Source organism: Pseudomonas citronellolis (genome assembly GCF_001586155.1).
Lineage (GTDB): Bacteria > Pseudomonadota > Gammaproteobacteria > Pseudomonadales > Pseudomonadaceae > Pseudomonas > Pseudomonas citronellolis.
On sequence record NZ_CP014158.1, the window covers coordinates 2,150,611 to 2,165,042 of the forward strand.

Sequence of the window (14,432 nt, forward strand, 5' to 3'; positions counted from 1 at the left end):
GCTACTGTTCTGGAACAGTTTCGAGTTTTTGGCTACTGTTTCGGTCCAATGCCCGAGGGATCGCCGCCATGAGCAATCTGCTTCTGTACCAACGCATCGCCCAGCAACTCGCCGAGGACATCCGCCGCGGCGTCTACCAGCCGGGCGAGCGCGTGCCCTCGGTACGCAAGCTGAGCACCCAGCTCAACGTCAGCCACGCCACCGTGCTGCAGGCCTACGCCACCCTGGAGGACCAGGGGCTGATCCGCGCGCGCCCGCAGTCCGGCTTCTACGTGCACCACACCCCGGCGCTGACCGCCTCGACCCCCGACATCGCGCGGGTCGAGCGCCCGGGCCTGGTGACCCGCAGCAGCATCATCAACCAGGTGCTGGCCGAGGCGCGCCGCGAGGGCGTGTTCCCCCTGGGCGCGGCGGTGCCCCACGTGGACTACCTGCCGGTGCGCGCGCTGCACCAGCAACTGGCCAAGGTCACCCGCTTCTCCAGCCCGCGGGCCTTCAGCTACATGTTCAGCCCCGGCTACGAGCCGCTGCGCCGCCAGGTGGCGATCCGCATGCGCGACGCCGGCGTGGTGGTCGACCCCAGCCAGGTGACCATCACCCACGGCTGCGTGGACGCCATCCACATGGCGCTGCGGGTGATGACCCGCCCCGGCGACCTGATCGCCACCGAGTCGCCCAGCTACTACGGCCTGCTGCAACTGGCCGACATCCTCGGCCTGAAGGTCATCGAGATCCCCAGCGACCCGCTCACCGGCATCAGCCTGGAAGCCCTGCAGCTGGCCGCCAACCAGTGGCCGATCAAGGCCCTGGTGCTGACCGCGCGGCTGTCCAACCCGCTGGGCGGGACCATCCCCGAGGAGCGCCAGAAGCAACTGCTCAAGCTCACCGCCGAGCACAACATCGGGGTGATCGAGGACGACATCTACGGCGAGCTGATGTTCGACGAGGGCCAGACCAAGTCACTCAAGGCCCACGACCGCGAGGGCAGGGTGGTGTATTGCTCGAGCTTCTCCAAGACCATCTCGCCGGGGGTGCGCATCGGCTGGATCATCGCCGAGCGCTACCAGGAGGAAATCCGCCGCCTGCAGACCTTCACCACGCATTCGGCATGCACGGTAACGCAGATGGGCGTGGCCGCCTACCTGGAGAACGGCGGCTACGACCGCCACCTGCGCTACATCCGCCAGGAGTACCGCAAGAACATGACCGCCTACCAGCTGGCGGTGCAGCAGTACTTCCCGGAGGGCACGCAGATGACCCGGCCCAAGGGCGGCTTCATCCTCTGGGTCAGCCTGCCGGCCAAGGTGAACACCAAGGAACTGCACGTTCGCGCGCTGGAGCAGGGCATCAGCATCGCCCCGGGGCTGATCTTCAGCAACACCGAGCAGTTCAACAACTGCCTGCGCCTGACCTGCGGCATCCCCTGGAACCGCGAGGCGGAGCGGGCGATCATGACCCTCGGCATGCTGGCCTGCCAGCTGTGCCAGGAGGAGCAGATCGCTGCCTGAAACACCTGGGGTTGAATAGGGTTGATGCTTAACCCGTTTTGGCTGACGGCCTCGTCTGAAGGTTTGACTCCTTCACCGAGGCCGCCGTCATGTCCCTTCCCGCTTCCGCCTTCCGTCCCGTCGCCATCGGCCTGCTGCTGGCCGTGGGCGGTTGTGGCCAGTCCACCCAGCAACAGGCCGCCCAGCCTTCGATGACGAAACAGGCGCCGCTCGCCGACCTGGCCGCCAAGCGCGAGGCCCGCCGCGCCATGCCGACCGCCGCCCCGATGCTGGAAAGCTACGCCCTGCCCGTGGCGCCCGAGCCGTTGCCGGCCGGCTATCGCGACCAGGACCGCGAGCAATACCAGAAGCTGGCGCAGAACCCGGTACACAGCGTCGCCGAGGCGCCGGTGTCGACCTTCGGCATCGACGTGGACACCGGCAGCTACGCCAACGTCCGCCGCCTGCTCAACGATGGCCGCCTGCCGCCCCAGGGCGCGGTGCGCCTGGAAGAGATGCTCAACTACTTCCCCTATGCCTACGCGCCGCCCAGCGACGACAGCCCCTTCGGCATCACCACCGAGCTGGCGCCGTCGCCGTGGAACCCGCACACCCGGCTGCTGCGCATCGGCATCAAGGCTTCGGAGCGCAGCGTCGAGCAACTGCCGCCGGCCAACCTGGTGTTCCTGGTGGACGTCTCCGGTTCCATGGACCGCCGCGAGGGCCTGCCGCTGGTGAAGGGCACCCTCAAGCTGCTGGTGGACCAGTTGCGGCCGCAGGACAAGGTGTCGCTGGTGGTCTATGCCGGTGACTCGCGGGTGGTGCTGGAACCCACCTCGGGCAAGGACAAGGCGAAGATCCGCGCCGCCATCGAGCAATTGCAGGCCGGCGGCTCCACCGCTGGCGCGGCAGGCATCGAACTGGCCTACCGCATGGCGCAGCAGGGCTTCATCGACAAGGGCATCAACCGCATCCTGCTGGCCACCGATGGCGACTTCAACGTCGGCGTCAGCGACTTCGAGACGCTCAAGGCCATGGCCGCCGAGAAGCGCCGCAGCGGGGTATCGCTGACCACCCTGGGCTTCGGCGTGGACAACTACAACGAGCGCCTGATGGAACAGCTGGCCGACGCCGGCGACGGCAATTACGCCTATATCGACAACCTGCGCGAGGCGCGCAAGGTGCTGGTGGAACAACTCAGCTCGACCCTCGCGGTGCTGGCGAAGAACGTGAAGCTGCAGCTGGAATTCAACCCCGCGCAGGTCAGCGAGTACCGCCTGCTGGGCTACGAGAACCGCGCGCTGAAGCGCGAGGACTTCAACAACGACCAGGTCGACGCCGGCGAGATCGGTGCCGGGCACACGGTCACCGCGCTCTACGAGATCGTCCCGAAAGGGCAGAAGGGCTGGCTCGAGCCGCTGCGCTACCAGGCCGAGGCCAGGCCCGCCGGCAAGGGCGACGAACTGGCCTGGCTGCGGGTGCGCTGGCAGAAGCCGGAGGGCGGGCCCAGCCAGCTTGTCGAACGCCCGATAGCCAGCAGCGGCGCCAGCGACCTGGTCCGGGCCAGCGACGACCTGCGCTTCGCCGCGGCGGTGGCGGCCTTCGCCCAGCAACTCGACGGCGCGCGCTACACCGGCGGCTTCGACCTGGGCGATACTCTGGCCCTGGCCCGAAGCGCGCGCGGCGAGGACCCGTTCGGCCTGCGCGGCGAATTCCTCCAGCTCGTCGAGCTGGCGCGCAGCCTGCAAACCCCTTTGGCACGGAACCCCTGACTTGACCACGGACGAAGACGACGCCGCGCTGCTGCGGCGCTACCGCAAAGGCGATGCCGAGGCCTTCGCCGCGCTCTACGCGCGCCATCGCCTGGGCCTGTACCGCTTCCTTTGCGGCCTGGGCGGCGACGTCGCGCTGGCCGAGGAAGTGTTCCAGGAAACCTGGCTGAGCCTGATCCGCAGCGACAGCGAGTCCGAGGGCCGGGCCAGCTTCCGCACCTGGCTGTACCAGATCGCCCGCAACCGGTTGATCGACCACTGGCGGCGCAACGGCCGGCGCAGCGCGCAGCACGAGGCTTTCGACGAACAGCTACATGGCGAGGCGCTGCCCGGCGAGGCCGAGGACCCGCTGCGGCAACTGAGCCTGAGCCGCGACCGCGAGCGCCTGCAGCAGGCCCTGGAGGCATTGCCCGGCGAGCAGCGCGAAGTGTTCCTGCTGCGCGCCCATGGCGACCTGGAACTGCAGGAGATCGCCGAACTGACCCGCACGCCCGCCGAGACGGTGAAGAGCCGCCTGCGCTACGCGTTGCAGAAACTGCGCCGGTTGCTCGCCGACCCGGCGGCGACCCAGGAGGTAGCCCCATGACCCGCCATCCGCAGCGGCCGGACGCCGAGGAAGCCGAGCTGCTCGAGCATTTCCGCCGGCACGGCGGCGAGCAGCCCCCGGCGCAGCTGGACGCCCGCATCCTGGCGGCGGCCCGCGCCGCCGTGCAGCCGCGCGCGAGCGCCTGGCAACGCCTGGGCCGCTGGCTGTTCGGCCGGCCACAGCGCTGGTCGGTGGCCCTGGCCGGGGTGGCGACCCTGGGCATCGGCCTGAGCCTGGCCTTGCGCACCTTCGAGGAAGCCCCGCGCTACGACGCCGTCGCGCCGGCCATGGCCCCGGCGCCCAAGGCCGAATCCATGGCCCGCTCCGCCCGCCAGGCCGCCCCGGCGCTGTACTCGGCGCCGGCCGCCCCCGCCGCGGCGCCGGCGCCGCAGCTGGAGCAGCGCAAGCAGATGGCGGAAAGCGCGGTAGCCGCCGACGAGGCAGCGCCCATGGCCAAGCGCAGCGCCGAGCCGGCCCCGGCGGAACCGCAGGCCAGCCTGCGGCGCCTGGCCGAGTTGCAACGGCAGGGCGACCAGGCGGCCGCCGCGAGCCTGCGCGAGGACCTGCAGCGACGTTATCCGCGGCTGGATATCGACGCCGAGCTGCGGCGCCTGGAGGCCCGCCCTTGAGAGCCTGAGCGCGTCCATCGGAATTGCCTTCGGATTGGTCCGAGCCTCTTGTCTTACAGATCAACTAAGGCGAGGATGGCGCGCCCCTGGCCATTTGCCTGCCCCGTGATGTTGCGACGCTTCGTTCTGCTGACCCTCCTGCCGCTGTTGCTGAGCGCCTGCGGCGATGCCGACAAGACGCCACCGGCCAAGGCCGGGGCGCCCGCGGTGGCGCCTGCCGCCCCGGCGGAAAAGGCCCCGCCGCCCGAACCCGCGGCGCAGCCCAGGCCGGCGCCCGCCGCCAGCGCGAAGCCGGCCGCGCCCAAGGCGGAACTGGGCAAGCCCCTGGCCCCCGCGCGCCTGCCAGTGGCCGACGCCAAGCCGAAGAAAGCTCCCGAGCCCAGCGTGAACAAGCCGCTGCCGCCCTCCAAGCTCGACCTGCGCCTGCCCAGGGACGTGCTGCACGGCCTGGAACCGGGCCGCGCCCTGCGCGAGGATATGGACAAGCCGCTGCTGCCGCCGATGTTCGAGGAGAAGGAGAGCCCGTTCCAGGTGGGTGGCCGGTTGATCCAGCGGGAGCGCGGGGAGCGCAGTGATCCCAGTGACGACAGCTGGCATTCGGAGATTCGTGGGGCGGAGGTGCAGTTTCAGTTTCGGAATTGAGTCGGGGGGCTTTTCGTAGGAGCGAGTTTGCTCGCGAATGGAGTTTCCCTGTAGCTGCGGTGCTTTCGCTGGACTCCGTACCCTCTCCCCAGCCCTCTCCCTGAAGGGAGAGGGGGCTTGTCCGTGCCGGCTGAAGGTATGGTTTCAGCCGGATGCCGTAACGTCCGGCTGACTCAGGAATATCCAAGCACTCCGAACGGTCCCCTCTCCCTTCAGGGAGAGGGTTAGGGAGAGGGCGCTCTTCAGGGCACGCACCACGCCCAATTTGGAAACCCCTTCGCGAGCAAGCTCGCTCCTACGGAAAGCCCGTCAGAACCGATGTTCCCCGCGCTGGATGGCCCCGAACACCCCCTCATCCAGCAGCCGATAATCCACCTCGCCCGGCAACCGCACGAACAGCGCCTCGCCAACCTGCCGCGGATCGAATCCGGCGCTCTTCAGGTCCGCCTTCTTGTACTTGAAGGTCCCGGTGGTTTCCACCTGCTGCAGCAGGCGCAGGAACAGCGGCACGGCATAGGCCGGCAGTTCGCGGTCCAGGTGTTCGGCCAGTGCCTTGCCGTCCAGCGCCTGGCCGGGCGCCAGGCGTAGCGCGGCCATGCCGCAGCGGCCGTCGGTGCCGGGGATTTCCACGCCGTAGACCACCGCGTCTTCCACGCCGGGGAAGGCGCCGAGGACGTTTTCCACCTCGGTGGTGGAGACGTTCTCGCCCTTCCAGCGGAAGGTGTCGCCCAGGCGGTCGACGAACTGGGTGTGCTTGAAGCCCAGGTCGCGCATCAGGTCGCCGGTGTTGAACCAGGCGTCGCCCTTCTTGAACACGTCGCGGTAGATCACCGCCTGGGTCTTGGCCGGGTCGGTGTAGCCGTCGAACGGCCACTTGTCGCTGATCTCGCTGATCAGCAGGCCCGACTCGCCCTTGCCGACCTTCTCCATGAAGCCCTTGGCGTCGCGCAGCGGGCGGTCGTTCTCCAGGTCGTAGCGGACGATGGCGTAGGTGGCCGGGGAGAAGCCCACGGTATTGTCGAAGTTGAAGACGTTGGTGAAGCCGATGTTGCCTTCGCTGGCGGCGTAGAACTCGGTGATGCGCTCGATGCCGAAGCGCGCCTTGAACTCGCCCCAGATGGACGGCCGCAGGCCGTTGCCGATCATGCAGGTCAGGCTGTTGTCGCGCTCTTCCTCGCAGGCCGGCTGGTTGAGCAGGTAGCGGCACAGTTCGCCGATATAGCCGAAGCAGGTCGCGTTGTAATGGCGCACGTCCTTCCAGAACGCCTTGGCGGAGAACTTGCGGCGCAGGGCGATGGCCGCGCCGCCGGCCAGCACCGCGCTCCAGCACACGGTGACGGCGTTGTTGTGGTAGCAGGGCAGTGTCAGGTAGAGCACGTCGTCGCGGCCCAGGCCCAGGCCGGAGTGGCCGAAGCCGCCGTAGGCCTTGATCCAGCGCCCGTGGCTCATGATCGAGGCCTTCGGCAGGCCGGTGGTGCCGGAGGTGTAGATGTAGAAGCAGGCGTCCTTCAGGCGCACCTGGGCGGTTTCCGCCAGGTTGTCGGAGCCCTGGGCCTGCGCCAGGCGCATCAGGTTGGCCCAGCCCGCCGGGGCCTGGCCGGGGTCGCGCAGGGTGTCGTCGTCGGCCACCCAGTACAGGCGTTGGGCGCCGCCCTGCAGGCTGGCGCGGACCTCGTCGAAGGCCTCGCGCAGTTCCTCGCCGACCACGAAGTGGCCGGGGCTGACCAGGTTCAGGCTGTGGGCCAGCACCTGGCCGCGCTGGGTGGTGTTGATCAGCGCGCCCACGGCGCCGAGCTTGGCCAGGGCGGCGAGGGTCACCAGCAGTTCGGCGCGGTTCTCCAGCATCACCGCGACCACGCTGGCGTGCTTCACGCCCTCGGCCTGGAAGGCGCGGGCCAGGCGGTTGGCCCAGCCGTTGAACAGGGCATAGGACAGGCGCCGCGGGCCTTCCAGCAGGGCCGGGGCGTCCGGGTACAGGCGCGCCGCGCGCTCCAGGGCCCAGCCCAGGGACAGGTTCTTCTCGCGGTTGCGGATGCCGGTGTAGTAGAGCCCGCGCAGCATGCGCGGCACGCGCCCGAGGGTGGCGGGCAGGTGGGCGATGAAGCGGGTGGGGGTGATCAGGTCGGCATGGCTCATTGACGCGGGCCCTTGTTGTCATTGTTGTCTGGCGTGTGCACGCCCGTTCGACTCTAGGGCGCTGGCGAGGCTGGGGATATGACTCTGGCGCGTTTTGCGGGGGGCAGTTGGGTCAAGGGGGAGCTGGAAGCTTGAAGCCGGAAGCTGGAAGTCAAAAGCTGCGACGCCTCCAGCCTTTAGCCCAGAAACAGATCCGGCACCAGCGGGCCGCCCTGCGGATCGAAGCGGTATTGCTCGAAGTCGCTCACGCCCTGTTCGCGGAGGATGTCTTCGTCGATCAGCAGGCGCCCGCTGATGCTGCGGCCCGTGCTGTCGAGGATGGCGTGGGCGGCGTCAGCCATGATCGCCGGCGTGCGGGCGCGCTTGAAGGCGTCGCGGCTGCCCAGTTCGAACTCGATGGCGGCGGTGGCGATCATGGTCTTCGGCCACAGGGCGTTGACGCTGATGCCGTACTTCCCGAACTCCTGGTGCATGCCGAGGGTGAGCATGCTCATGCCGTACTTGGTGACCGTGTAGGGGCCGTGCTGGGCGAACCATTTTTCGGCCAGGTTCAGCGGCGGCGACAGGCTGAGGATGTGGCCCTGGCTCTGCTTCAGGTAGGGCAGGGCGGCCTGGCTGCAGACCATCACCGCGCGGGTGTTGATCTGGTACATCAGGTCGAAGCGCTTGGGCTCCAGGCGCTCCACGCCCACCAGCTTGATGGCGCCGGCGTTGTTGACCAGCCCGTCGATGCCGCCGAAGTGCTCGGCGGCGCGGGCCATGGCCTCGCGCACGGCGTTCTCGTCGCGCACGTCCAGCTGCAGGGCCAGGGCCTTGCCGCCGGCGGCCTCGACTTCCTCGGCGACGCTGTGGATGGTGCCGGCGAGCTTCGGATGGGGTTCGGCGCTTTTCGCCGCGATCACGACGTTGGCGCCGTCGCGCGCGGCGCGCAGGGCGATCTCGCGGCCGATGCCGCGGCTGGCGCCGGTGATGAAGAGGGTCTTGGCGTTCAGGGACATGGTTTGGCTCCGTGTTTTTCATCGTTGTGCGGGTGCCGGGCTCGGCCCATCGCGGACGGAGTCCGCTCCTACGCCGGGGTTTCCCGCATACCCGTAGGAGCAACTGTCTTGCCGACTGCGCCGAGATGCTCTTCGTAGGATGGGTTGAGCTTGCGAAACCCATGCGGTGGCGGTGATGGGTATCGCTTCGCTCAACGCCATCCTACGGGGTGGTTTGCCGGCGGGGGTATGGACTCCATCCGCGATCCGTGGTCTTTCAGGCGTCTTCGGCCTCGACCTCCACCAGCAACTGGCGGCTCTTGACCTGTTCGCCCTTGCTCACCTGGATGCGGCGGATAATGCCGTCGACCCCGGCCTTGAGCGGATGTTCCATCTTCATCGCCTCCAGCACGAGCAGCAGTTGGCCCTTGCTGACCCGCGCGCCTTCGCTGACCAGCACGTCGACGATGGCGCCGTCCATCGGCGCCTTGACCGTACCCGACGCCGCGCCGCCCTGGGCGCCGGCGGGCTCGTGGCTGACGTCGCGCAGCTCCAGGTTGCCGCCGGCGCCATACAGCCAGACGCGTTCGCCCTGGGTATGGTGGGCGATGCGTCGGCGGATGCCGTTGACCTCGGCGACCACCCAGCGCTCGTCGATGGCGATCAGGCTCAGCGCCACCACCGATTCGCCGATGTAGGCCAGCAGCTTGGGCTGCGCGCCGGGCTCCAGCACGTCCAGTTCCACCGCGTGCTTCTGCTCGCCGTCGTGCAGCTGGTAGCGCCAGGGCAGGCTGCCGGCGTTGCGCCAACCGGCCAGGCCGCCCTGGTGCGCGCGGGCGCTGGCCGAGGCCTGGTAGAGCAGGGCGGCGGCCAGGGCCAGTTCGGCGGGCTGTGGCGCCTGCGGGCGCAGGCTGGGGTCGTCGGCGAAGTGTTCGGCGATGAACGCCGTGGTGGCGTTGCCGGCGGCGAATTCGGGGTGCCGGAGCAGGTTGGCGAGGAAGCGCTGGTTGGCCTTCACGCCGAGCAGCACGCAATCCTCCACGGCGCGCACCAGCTTGCGCCGGGCCTCGTCGCGGGTGGCGCCGTAGGCGATCACCTTGGCCAGCATGGGGTCGTAGAAAGGCGTCACCGCCTGGCCTTCCACCAGGCCGTGGTCGATGCGGATGCCGTCCAGCAGTGGCGGCTCCCAGCGCAGCACTTCGCCGGTCTGCGGCAGGAAGCCGTTGCCGGCGTCCTCGGCGTACAGGCGCACCTCGATGGCGTGGCCGCGCAGCTGGATTTCCTCCTGCTTCAGCGGCAGCGGCTGGCCTTCGGCCACGCGGATCTGCCAGGCCACCAGGTCCTGGCCGGTGACCAGTTCGGTGACCGGGTGCTCGACCTGCAGGCGGGTGTTCATTTCCAGGAAGTAGAAGGCGCCGCTGGCGTCCAGCAGGAACTCCACGGTGCCGGCGCCGACGTAGTTCACCCGCGCCGCCGCCTTCACCGCCGCCTCGCCCATGGCCTGGCGCAGTTCGGCGCTCAGCACCGGGCAGGGCGCTTCTTCGATCACCTTCTGGTGGCGGCGCTGCACCGAGCAGTCGCGCTCGCCGAGGTAGACGAGGTTGCCGTGGCTGTCGCCGAACACCTGGATTTCCACATGACGCGGGCGGATCACCGCCTTTTCCAGGATCAGCTCGTCGCTGCCGAAGGCGTTCAGCGCTTCCGAGCGCGCAGTGCGCAGTTGCGCGGCCAGCTCGTCGGCCGCCTGCACCAGGCGCATGCCGCGGCCGCCGCCGCCGGCGCTGGCCTTGATCATCAGCGGGTAGCCGATGCGCTCGGCCTCGCGGGCCAGGGTGGCGTCGTCCTGCTCGGCGCCTTCGTAGCCGGGGATGCAGGGCACGCCGGCCTCGAGCATGGCCAGCTTGGACAGGCGCTTGCTGCCCATCAGGTGGATGGCTTCCACGCTGGGGCCGATGAAGACGATGCCGGCGGCCTCGCAGGCGCGGGCGAACCCGGCGTTCTCCGAGAGGAAGCCGTAGCCGGGGTGCACGGCGCCAGCGCCTGTACGCTGAGCTGCGTCGAGAATGGCCGCAGCCTTCAGGTAGGACTGGCCGACCGGCGCCGGGCCGATGCACACGGCCTCGTCGGCCAGCTGCACGTGGCGCGCCTCGGCGTCGGCCTCGCTGTGCACCGCCACCGTGCGGTAGCCCAGGGCCTGGGCGGTGCGGATCACCCGGCAGGCGATCTCGCCGCGGTTGGCGATGAGGATCTTGTCGAAGCTGGGCATGCTGGTTTCCCTCTCCCCAACCCTCTCCCTGAAGGGAGAGGGGGCTGTCTGTTGCGGACGGCGGCTACTGCGCCCACTGCGGTTTGCGTTTCTGCACGAAGGCCAGGGTGCCTTCGGCGCCTTCCGCGCCGGTCACGGCGGCGGCGAACTGTTTTGCGGCCTCGTCCAGCAGCGGGCCCAGGGCCTCGGTCTCGCTGGCCAGCAGCAGCGCCTTGGTCTGCGCGTTGGCGCCGGGGGCACAGCGGCGCACCTGTTCCAGGCATTCCGCCAGGCGCTGGCCGAGCGCATCGGCGCTGGCTTCGCTGAAGTGCACCAGGCCCAGGCGCAGCGCCTCGCGGCCGTCGAAGCGGGCGGCAGTGAGCGCCAGGCGGCGGGCCTGGGTCAGGCCGATGCGCTTGACCACGAAGGGGGCGATCTGCGCCGGCAGGATGCCCAGGCTGGTTTCCGGCAGGCCGAACTGGGCGCTGTCGGCGGCGATGGCGATGTCCGACACGCAGGCCAGGCCGAAGCCGCCGCCGAGCACCGCGCCTTCCAGCACCGCGACCAGCACCTGCGGCTGCGCCTGGGCCTCTTCCAGCAGGCCGCCGAAGGCGCGGTTCAGCGCGGCGTAGGCGTCCGGGCCGGCGGCGCGGGCGCCGGCCATGTCCTTGATGTCGCCGCCGGCGCAGAAGTGCCCGCCGGCGCCGCGCAGGACGATGGCGCGCACTTCGCGTTCATCGCGCACCGCGGCCAGCACCGCACGCAGTTCGCCGACCATGGCCAGGCTCATGGCGTTGCGGCTGTCCGGGCGGTTCAGGGTGACGTGCAGCACGCCGCCATCGCGTTCCAGCAGCAGGGTTTCGCAGTTCGGCAATTCGCTCATGCCGCAAATCCTCATACGATCGCTTCAGGCTTCAGGCTTCAGGCTTCAGGCTTCAGGCTTCAGGCTTCAGGCTTCAGGCTTCAGGCTTCAGGCTTCAGGCCAGGGCGACGCATCGCCTGCCGCCTGTAGCCTGCCGCCGCTCTCAGCCCTTCTTCTTGCCCGGCAGGGTGCCCATCAGCTTGCAGATGATGCCGAGCATGATCTCGTCGGCGCCGCCGCCGATGGACACCAGGCGGGTGTCGCGGTAGGCGCGGGAGATCGGGTTGTCCCACATGAAGCCCTGGCCGCCCCAGTACTGCAGGCAGGCGTCGGTGACCTCGCGGGCCAGGCGGCCGACCTTGAGCTTGGCCATGGAGGCCAGGCGGGTCACGTCCCTGCCGCGGATGTACTGTTCGGTGGCCTGGTAGGTGAGGGCGCGCAGGCACTCGATCTCGGTCATCAGCTCGGCCATGCGGAAGTGGATGACCTGGTTGTCGATCAACGCCTGGCCGAAGGTCTTGCGCTCCTTGCAGTAGTCGATGGTGGCGTTGACGCAGTACTCCATGCCCTTGATCCCGCTGGCCGCGCCGAACAGGCGCTCCTCCTGGAACTGCAGCATCTGCATCATGAAGCCCGCGCCCTCGGCGCCGATGCGGTTGCGCTGCGGCACGCGCACGTCGTCGAAGAACACCTGGGCGGTCTCCGAGCTGCGCATGCCGAGCTTGTCCAGGTGCGGGCTGACGCTGATGCCCTTGCTCTTCATCGGCACCATGATCAGCGACTTGTTGACGTGGGGCTTGTCGTCGGAGGTGTTGGCCAGCAGGCAGATGAAGTCGGCCGACGGCGAGTTGGTGATCCACATCTTGCTGCCGTTGATCACGTAGTCGTCGCCATCCTTGCGCGCAGTGGTCTTCAGCCCGGCCACGTCGGAACCGGCGCCGACCTCGGAGACGCCGATGCAGCCGACCATCTCGCCGGCGATGGCCGGGCGCAGGAACTCCTCGCGCAGCTCGTCGGAGCCGAAGCGGGCCAGGGCCGGGGTGCACATGTCGGTCTGCACGCCGATGGACATGGGCACGCCGCCGCAGTGGATGGTGCCGAACTCTTCGGCGGCGACCACCGAGTAGCTGTAGTCCAGGCCCATGCCGCCGAATTTCTCCGGCTTGGAGATGCCCAGCAGGCCGAGGGCGCCGGCCTTCCTGAACACTTCATGGATGGGGAAGCGGCCGTCCTTTTCCCATTGGTCGACGTAGGGGTTGATCTCCTTGTCGACGAAGTTGCGGACGGTGCGGCGGAGTTCTTCGTGTTCCTGGGTGAAGAGCATTTGTTGTTTTCCTCCTGAGCCTTGGGTGTTCACTTCCCTTTCCCCTCTCCCCAACCCTCTCCCTGAAGGGAGAGGGGGCTGTTCGGAGCGGGCGGGAAGTTCGCTTTACGCCGGATCGCTTTGGCGCCCTCTCCCTGGGAGAGGGCGCCTGTATCAGAACCTCGCTACCCCGAAACTGTTGCCCTTGAGCGGCCGTACCGCCGCCTCCGCGCAGATGTCCAGCAGATAGCCCAGCAGCCGGCGGCTGTCGCGCGGGTCGATCAGCCCGTCGTCCCACAGGCTGGCGGTGCCGTAGAGCGCGGTGGACTGGGCGTCGAGCTTCTGCGCGGTCATCTGTTCGAGCATGTCGAGCATCTTCGCGTCGGCTTCCTTGCCCTCCTTGGCGTGCTTTTCCTCGGTGACGATGCGCAGCACCTTGCCGGCCTGGGCGCCGCCCATCACCGCGGTGCGGCTGTTGGGCCAGGCGAAGATGAAGCGCGGGTCCAGGCCGCGGCCGCACATGGCGTAGTTGCCGGCGCCGTAGGAGCCGCCGACCACCAGGGTGAGCTTGGGCACCGTGGCGTTGGCCACCGCCTGGATCATCTTCGAGCCGTGTTTGATCACGCCCAGGCGTTCGGACTCGGTGCCGACCATGAAGCCGGTGGTGTTGTGCAGGAACAGGATCGGCGTGTTGCTCTGCTCGCACAGCTGGATGAACTGCGCCGCCTTGGCCGCGCCCTGCGGGGTGATCGGGCCGTTGTTGCCGATCAGGCCGCAGGCGTGGCCCTCGATGTGCAGGTGGCCGCAGACGGTCTGGGCGTCGAACTCGTTCTTGAAGGTGAGGAAGCGCGAACCGTCGGCGATGCGCGCGATGATCTCGCGCACGTCGTAGGGCTTGCGGGCGTCCGCCGGGACCACGCCGAGCAGTTCCTCGGCCGGGTACAGCGGCTCGTCCCACTGTGTCGCCGGGCGCGCCGGCAGCTGGGCGTTCCACGGCAGGGCGGCGAGAATCTCGCGGGCCAGGCGCACGCCGTCGGCGTCGTTCTCGGCCAGGTATTCGGCGGTGCCGGCGACCTGGGCGTGCAGCTCGGCGCCACCCAGTTCCTCGTCGGTGGCCACCTCGCCGGTGGCGGCCTTGAGCAGCGGCGGGCCGGCGAGGAACATCTTGGCCTTGCCGCGCACCACCACCACGTAGTCCGACAGCCCCGGCTGGTAGGCGCCGCCGGCGGTGCTGGAGCCGTGCACCACGGTGACCTGCGGGATGCCGGCGGCCGACAGCCGCGCCTGGTTGGCGAAGCCGCGGGCGCCTTCGACGAAAATTTCCGCCGCGTAGTTGAGGTTGGCGCCGCCGCTCTCGGTCAGGGCCACCAGCGGCAGCTTGTTCTCCAGCGCCACCTGCTGCAGGCGCAGGGTCTTCTTCAGCCCGGTGGGCGAGATGGTGCCGCCCTTGATCGCGCTGTTGCTGGCGCTGACCAGGCAGCGCACCCCGGCCACGTAGCCGATGCCGGAGATGATGCCGCCGCCGGCCTGGGTGCCGTCCTTGTCGTCGTGCAACTTGTAGCCGGCCAGGGAGCAGAGTTCGAGGAAGGGCGCGCCGGGGTCGAGCAGCAGGTTCAGGCGCTCGCGCGGCAGCAGCTGGCCGCGCTTGTCGAACTTCGGCTTGGCCTCGGCGGCCTTGTCCAGCACCTTCTGCTCGACCTCGCGGAAGCTCGCCACGGCGGCCAGCATGGCCTCGCGGTTGCGGGCGAAGTCCTCGCCCTGGGTGTCGAGTTCGGAGACGATCACCGGCATGG

General features: G+C 69.1%; 11 protein-coding genes. 5 read left to right on the top strand and 6 right to left on the bottom strand.

Annotation, left to right across the window (positions count from 1 at the left end):
• Positions 1–68: 68 nt before the first annotated feature.
• The 5 genes from PcP3B5_RS09770 (at position 69) to PcP3B5_RS09790 (ending at position 5,116) form a co-directional block, all read left to right on the top strand.
• A complete protein-coding gene (locus PcP3B5_RS09770; protein ID WP_058071001.1) occupies positions 69–1,508 on the top strand; it encodes an aminotransferase-like domain-containing protein in 1,440 nt (479 codons plus the stop codon).
• A gap of 89 nt (positions 1,509–1,597) precedes the next feature.
• Complete coding sequence (locus PcP3B5_RS09775) at positions 1,598–3,259, top strand: vWA domain-containing protein (RefSeq protein WP_061561132.1); 1,662 nt, start codon at positions 1,598–1,600, stop codon at positions 3,257–3,259.
• A 1-nt stretch (position 3,260) separates the two neighbouring features.
• Positions 3,261–3,845, top strand: a complete 585-nt coding sequence (locus tag PcP3B5_RS09780; RefSeq protein WP_082816281.1) for an RNA polymerase sigma factor — start codon at positions 3,261–3,263, stop codon at positions 3,843–3,845.
• Complete coding sequence (locus PcP3B5_RS09785) at positions 3,842–4,474, top strand: hypothetical protein (protein ID WP_061561133.1); 633 nt, start codon at positions 3,842–3,844, stop codon at positions 4,472–4,474. The genes PcP3B5_RS09780 and PcP3B5_RS09785 overlap by 4 nt, the downstream gene beginning before the upstream one ends.
• Positions 4,475–4,582: 108 nt before the next feature.
• Entirely contained in the window at positions 4,583–5,116 is a 534-nt protein-coding gene (locus PcP3B5_RS09790) for a hypothetical protein (protein WP_061561134.1), read from the top strand.
• 309 nt (positions 5,117–5,425) lie between these two features.
• Here PcP3B5_RS09790 and PcP3B5_RS09795 read toward each other — a convergent pair whose 3' ends face one another.
• The 6 genes from PcP3B5_RS09795 to atuC all read right to left on the bottom strand — a co-directional run bounded on the left by PcP3B5_RS09795 (position 5,426) and on the right by atuC (position 14,430).
• On the bottom strand, positions 5,426–7,252 hold the full coding sequence (locus PcP3B5_RS09795; RefSeq protein ID WP_061561135.1) for a long-chain-acyl-CoA synthetase: 1,827 nt from the start codon (positions 7,250–7,252) through the stop codon (positions 5,426–5,428).
• A gap of 176 nt (positions 7,253–7,428) precedes the next feature.
• Positions 7,429–8,250 (bottom strand): SDR family oxidoreductase, encoded by an 822-nt coding sequence (locus PcP3B5_RS09800; RefSeq protein ID WP_061561136.1) that lies wholly within the window; start codon positions 8,248–8,250, stop codon positions 7,429–7,431.
• 256 nt (positions 8,251–8,506) lie between these two features.
• On the bottom strand, positions 8,507–10,495 hold the full coding sequence (gene atuF, locus PcP3B5_RS09805) for a geranyl-CoA carboxylase subunit apha (protein WP_061561137.1): 1,989 nt from the start codon (positions 10,493–10,495) through the stop codon (positions 8,507–8,509).
• A gap of 64 nt (positions 10,496–10,559) precedes the next feature.
• Positions 10,560–11,357: an isohexenylglutaconyl-CoA hydratase gene (gene atuE / locus PcP3B5_RS09810; RefSeq protein WP_061561138.1), complete on the bottom strand. Its 798-nt coding sequence runs from the start codon at positions 11,355–11,357 to the stop codon at positions 10,560–10,562.
• Between the two features lie 142 nt (positions 11,358–11,499).
• The gene (gene atuD, locus PcP3B5_RS09815) at positions 11,500–12,660 is read right to left on the bottom strand and encodes a citronellyl-CoA dehydrogenase (RefSeq protein ID WP_061561139.1); all 1,161 of its coding nucleotides are present in this window, start codon (positions 12,658–12,660) and stop codon (positions 11,500–11,502) included.
• 153 nt (positions 12,661–12,813) lie between these two features.
• Complete coding sequence (gene atuC, locus PcP3B5_RS09820) at positions 12,814–14,430, bottom strand: geranyl-CoA carboxylase subunit beta (protein ID WP_061561140.1); 1,617 nt, start codon at positions 14,428–14,430, stop codon at positions 12,814–12,816.
• Between the last annotated feature and the right edge of the window lie 2 nt (positions 14,431–14,432).

What these genes read in the sequence shown, in the direction of transcription:
- PcP3B5_RS09770 (WP_058071001.1), top strand. Translation starts at nt 69, where the DNA reads ATGAGCAATCTGCTTCTGTACCAACGCATCGCCCAGCAACTCGCCGAG.
- PcP3B5_RS09800 (WP_061561136.1), bottom strand. Translation starts at nt 8,250, where the DNA reads ATGTCCCTGAACGCCAAGACCCTCTTCATCACCGGCGCCAGCCGCGGC.
- atuE (WP_061561138.1), bottom strand. Translation starts at nt 11,357, where the DNA reads ATGAGCGAATTGCCGAACTGCGAAACCCTGCTGCTGGAACGCGATGGC.
- atuF (WP_061561137.1), bottom strand. Translation starts at nt 10,495, where the DNA reads ATGCCCAGCTTCGACAAGATCCTCATCGCCAACCGCGGCGAGATCGCC.
- atuD (WP_061561139.1), bottom strand. Translation starts at nt 12,660, where the DNA reads ATGCTCTTCACCCAGGAACACGAAGAACTCCGCCGCACCGTCCGCAAC.
- atuC (WP_061561140.1), bottom strand. Translation starts at nt 14,430, where the DNA reads ATGCCGGTGATCGTCTCCGAACTCGACACCCAGGGCGAGGACTTCGCC.
- PcP3B5_RS09785 (WP_061561133.1), top strand. Translation starts at nt 3,842, where the DNA reads ATGACCCGCCATCCGCAGCGGCCGGACGCCGAGGAAGCCGAGCTGCTC.
- PcP3B5_RS09775 (WP_061561132.1), top strand. Translation starts at nt 1,598, where the DNA reads ATGTCCCTTCCCGCTTCCGCCTTCCGTCCCGTCGCCATCGGCCTGCTG.
- PcP3B5_RS09790 (WP_061561134.1), top strand. Translation starts at nt 4,583, where the DNA reads ATGTTGCGACGCTTCGTTCTGCTGACCCTCCTGCCGCTGTTGCTGAGC.
- PcP3B5_RS09795 (WP_061561135.1), bottom strand. Translation starts at nt 7,252, where the DNA reads ATGAGCCATGCCGACCTGATCACCCCCACCCGCTTCATCGCCCACCTG.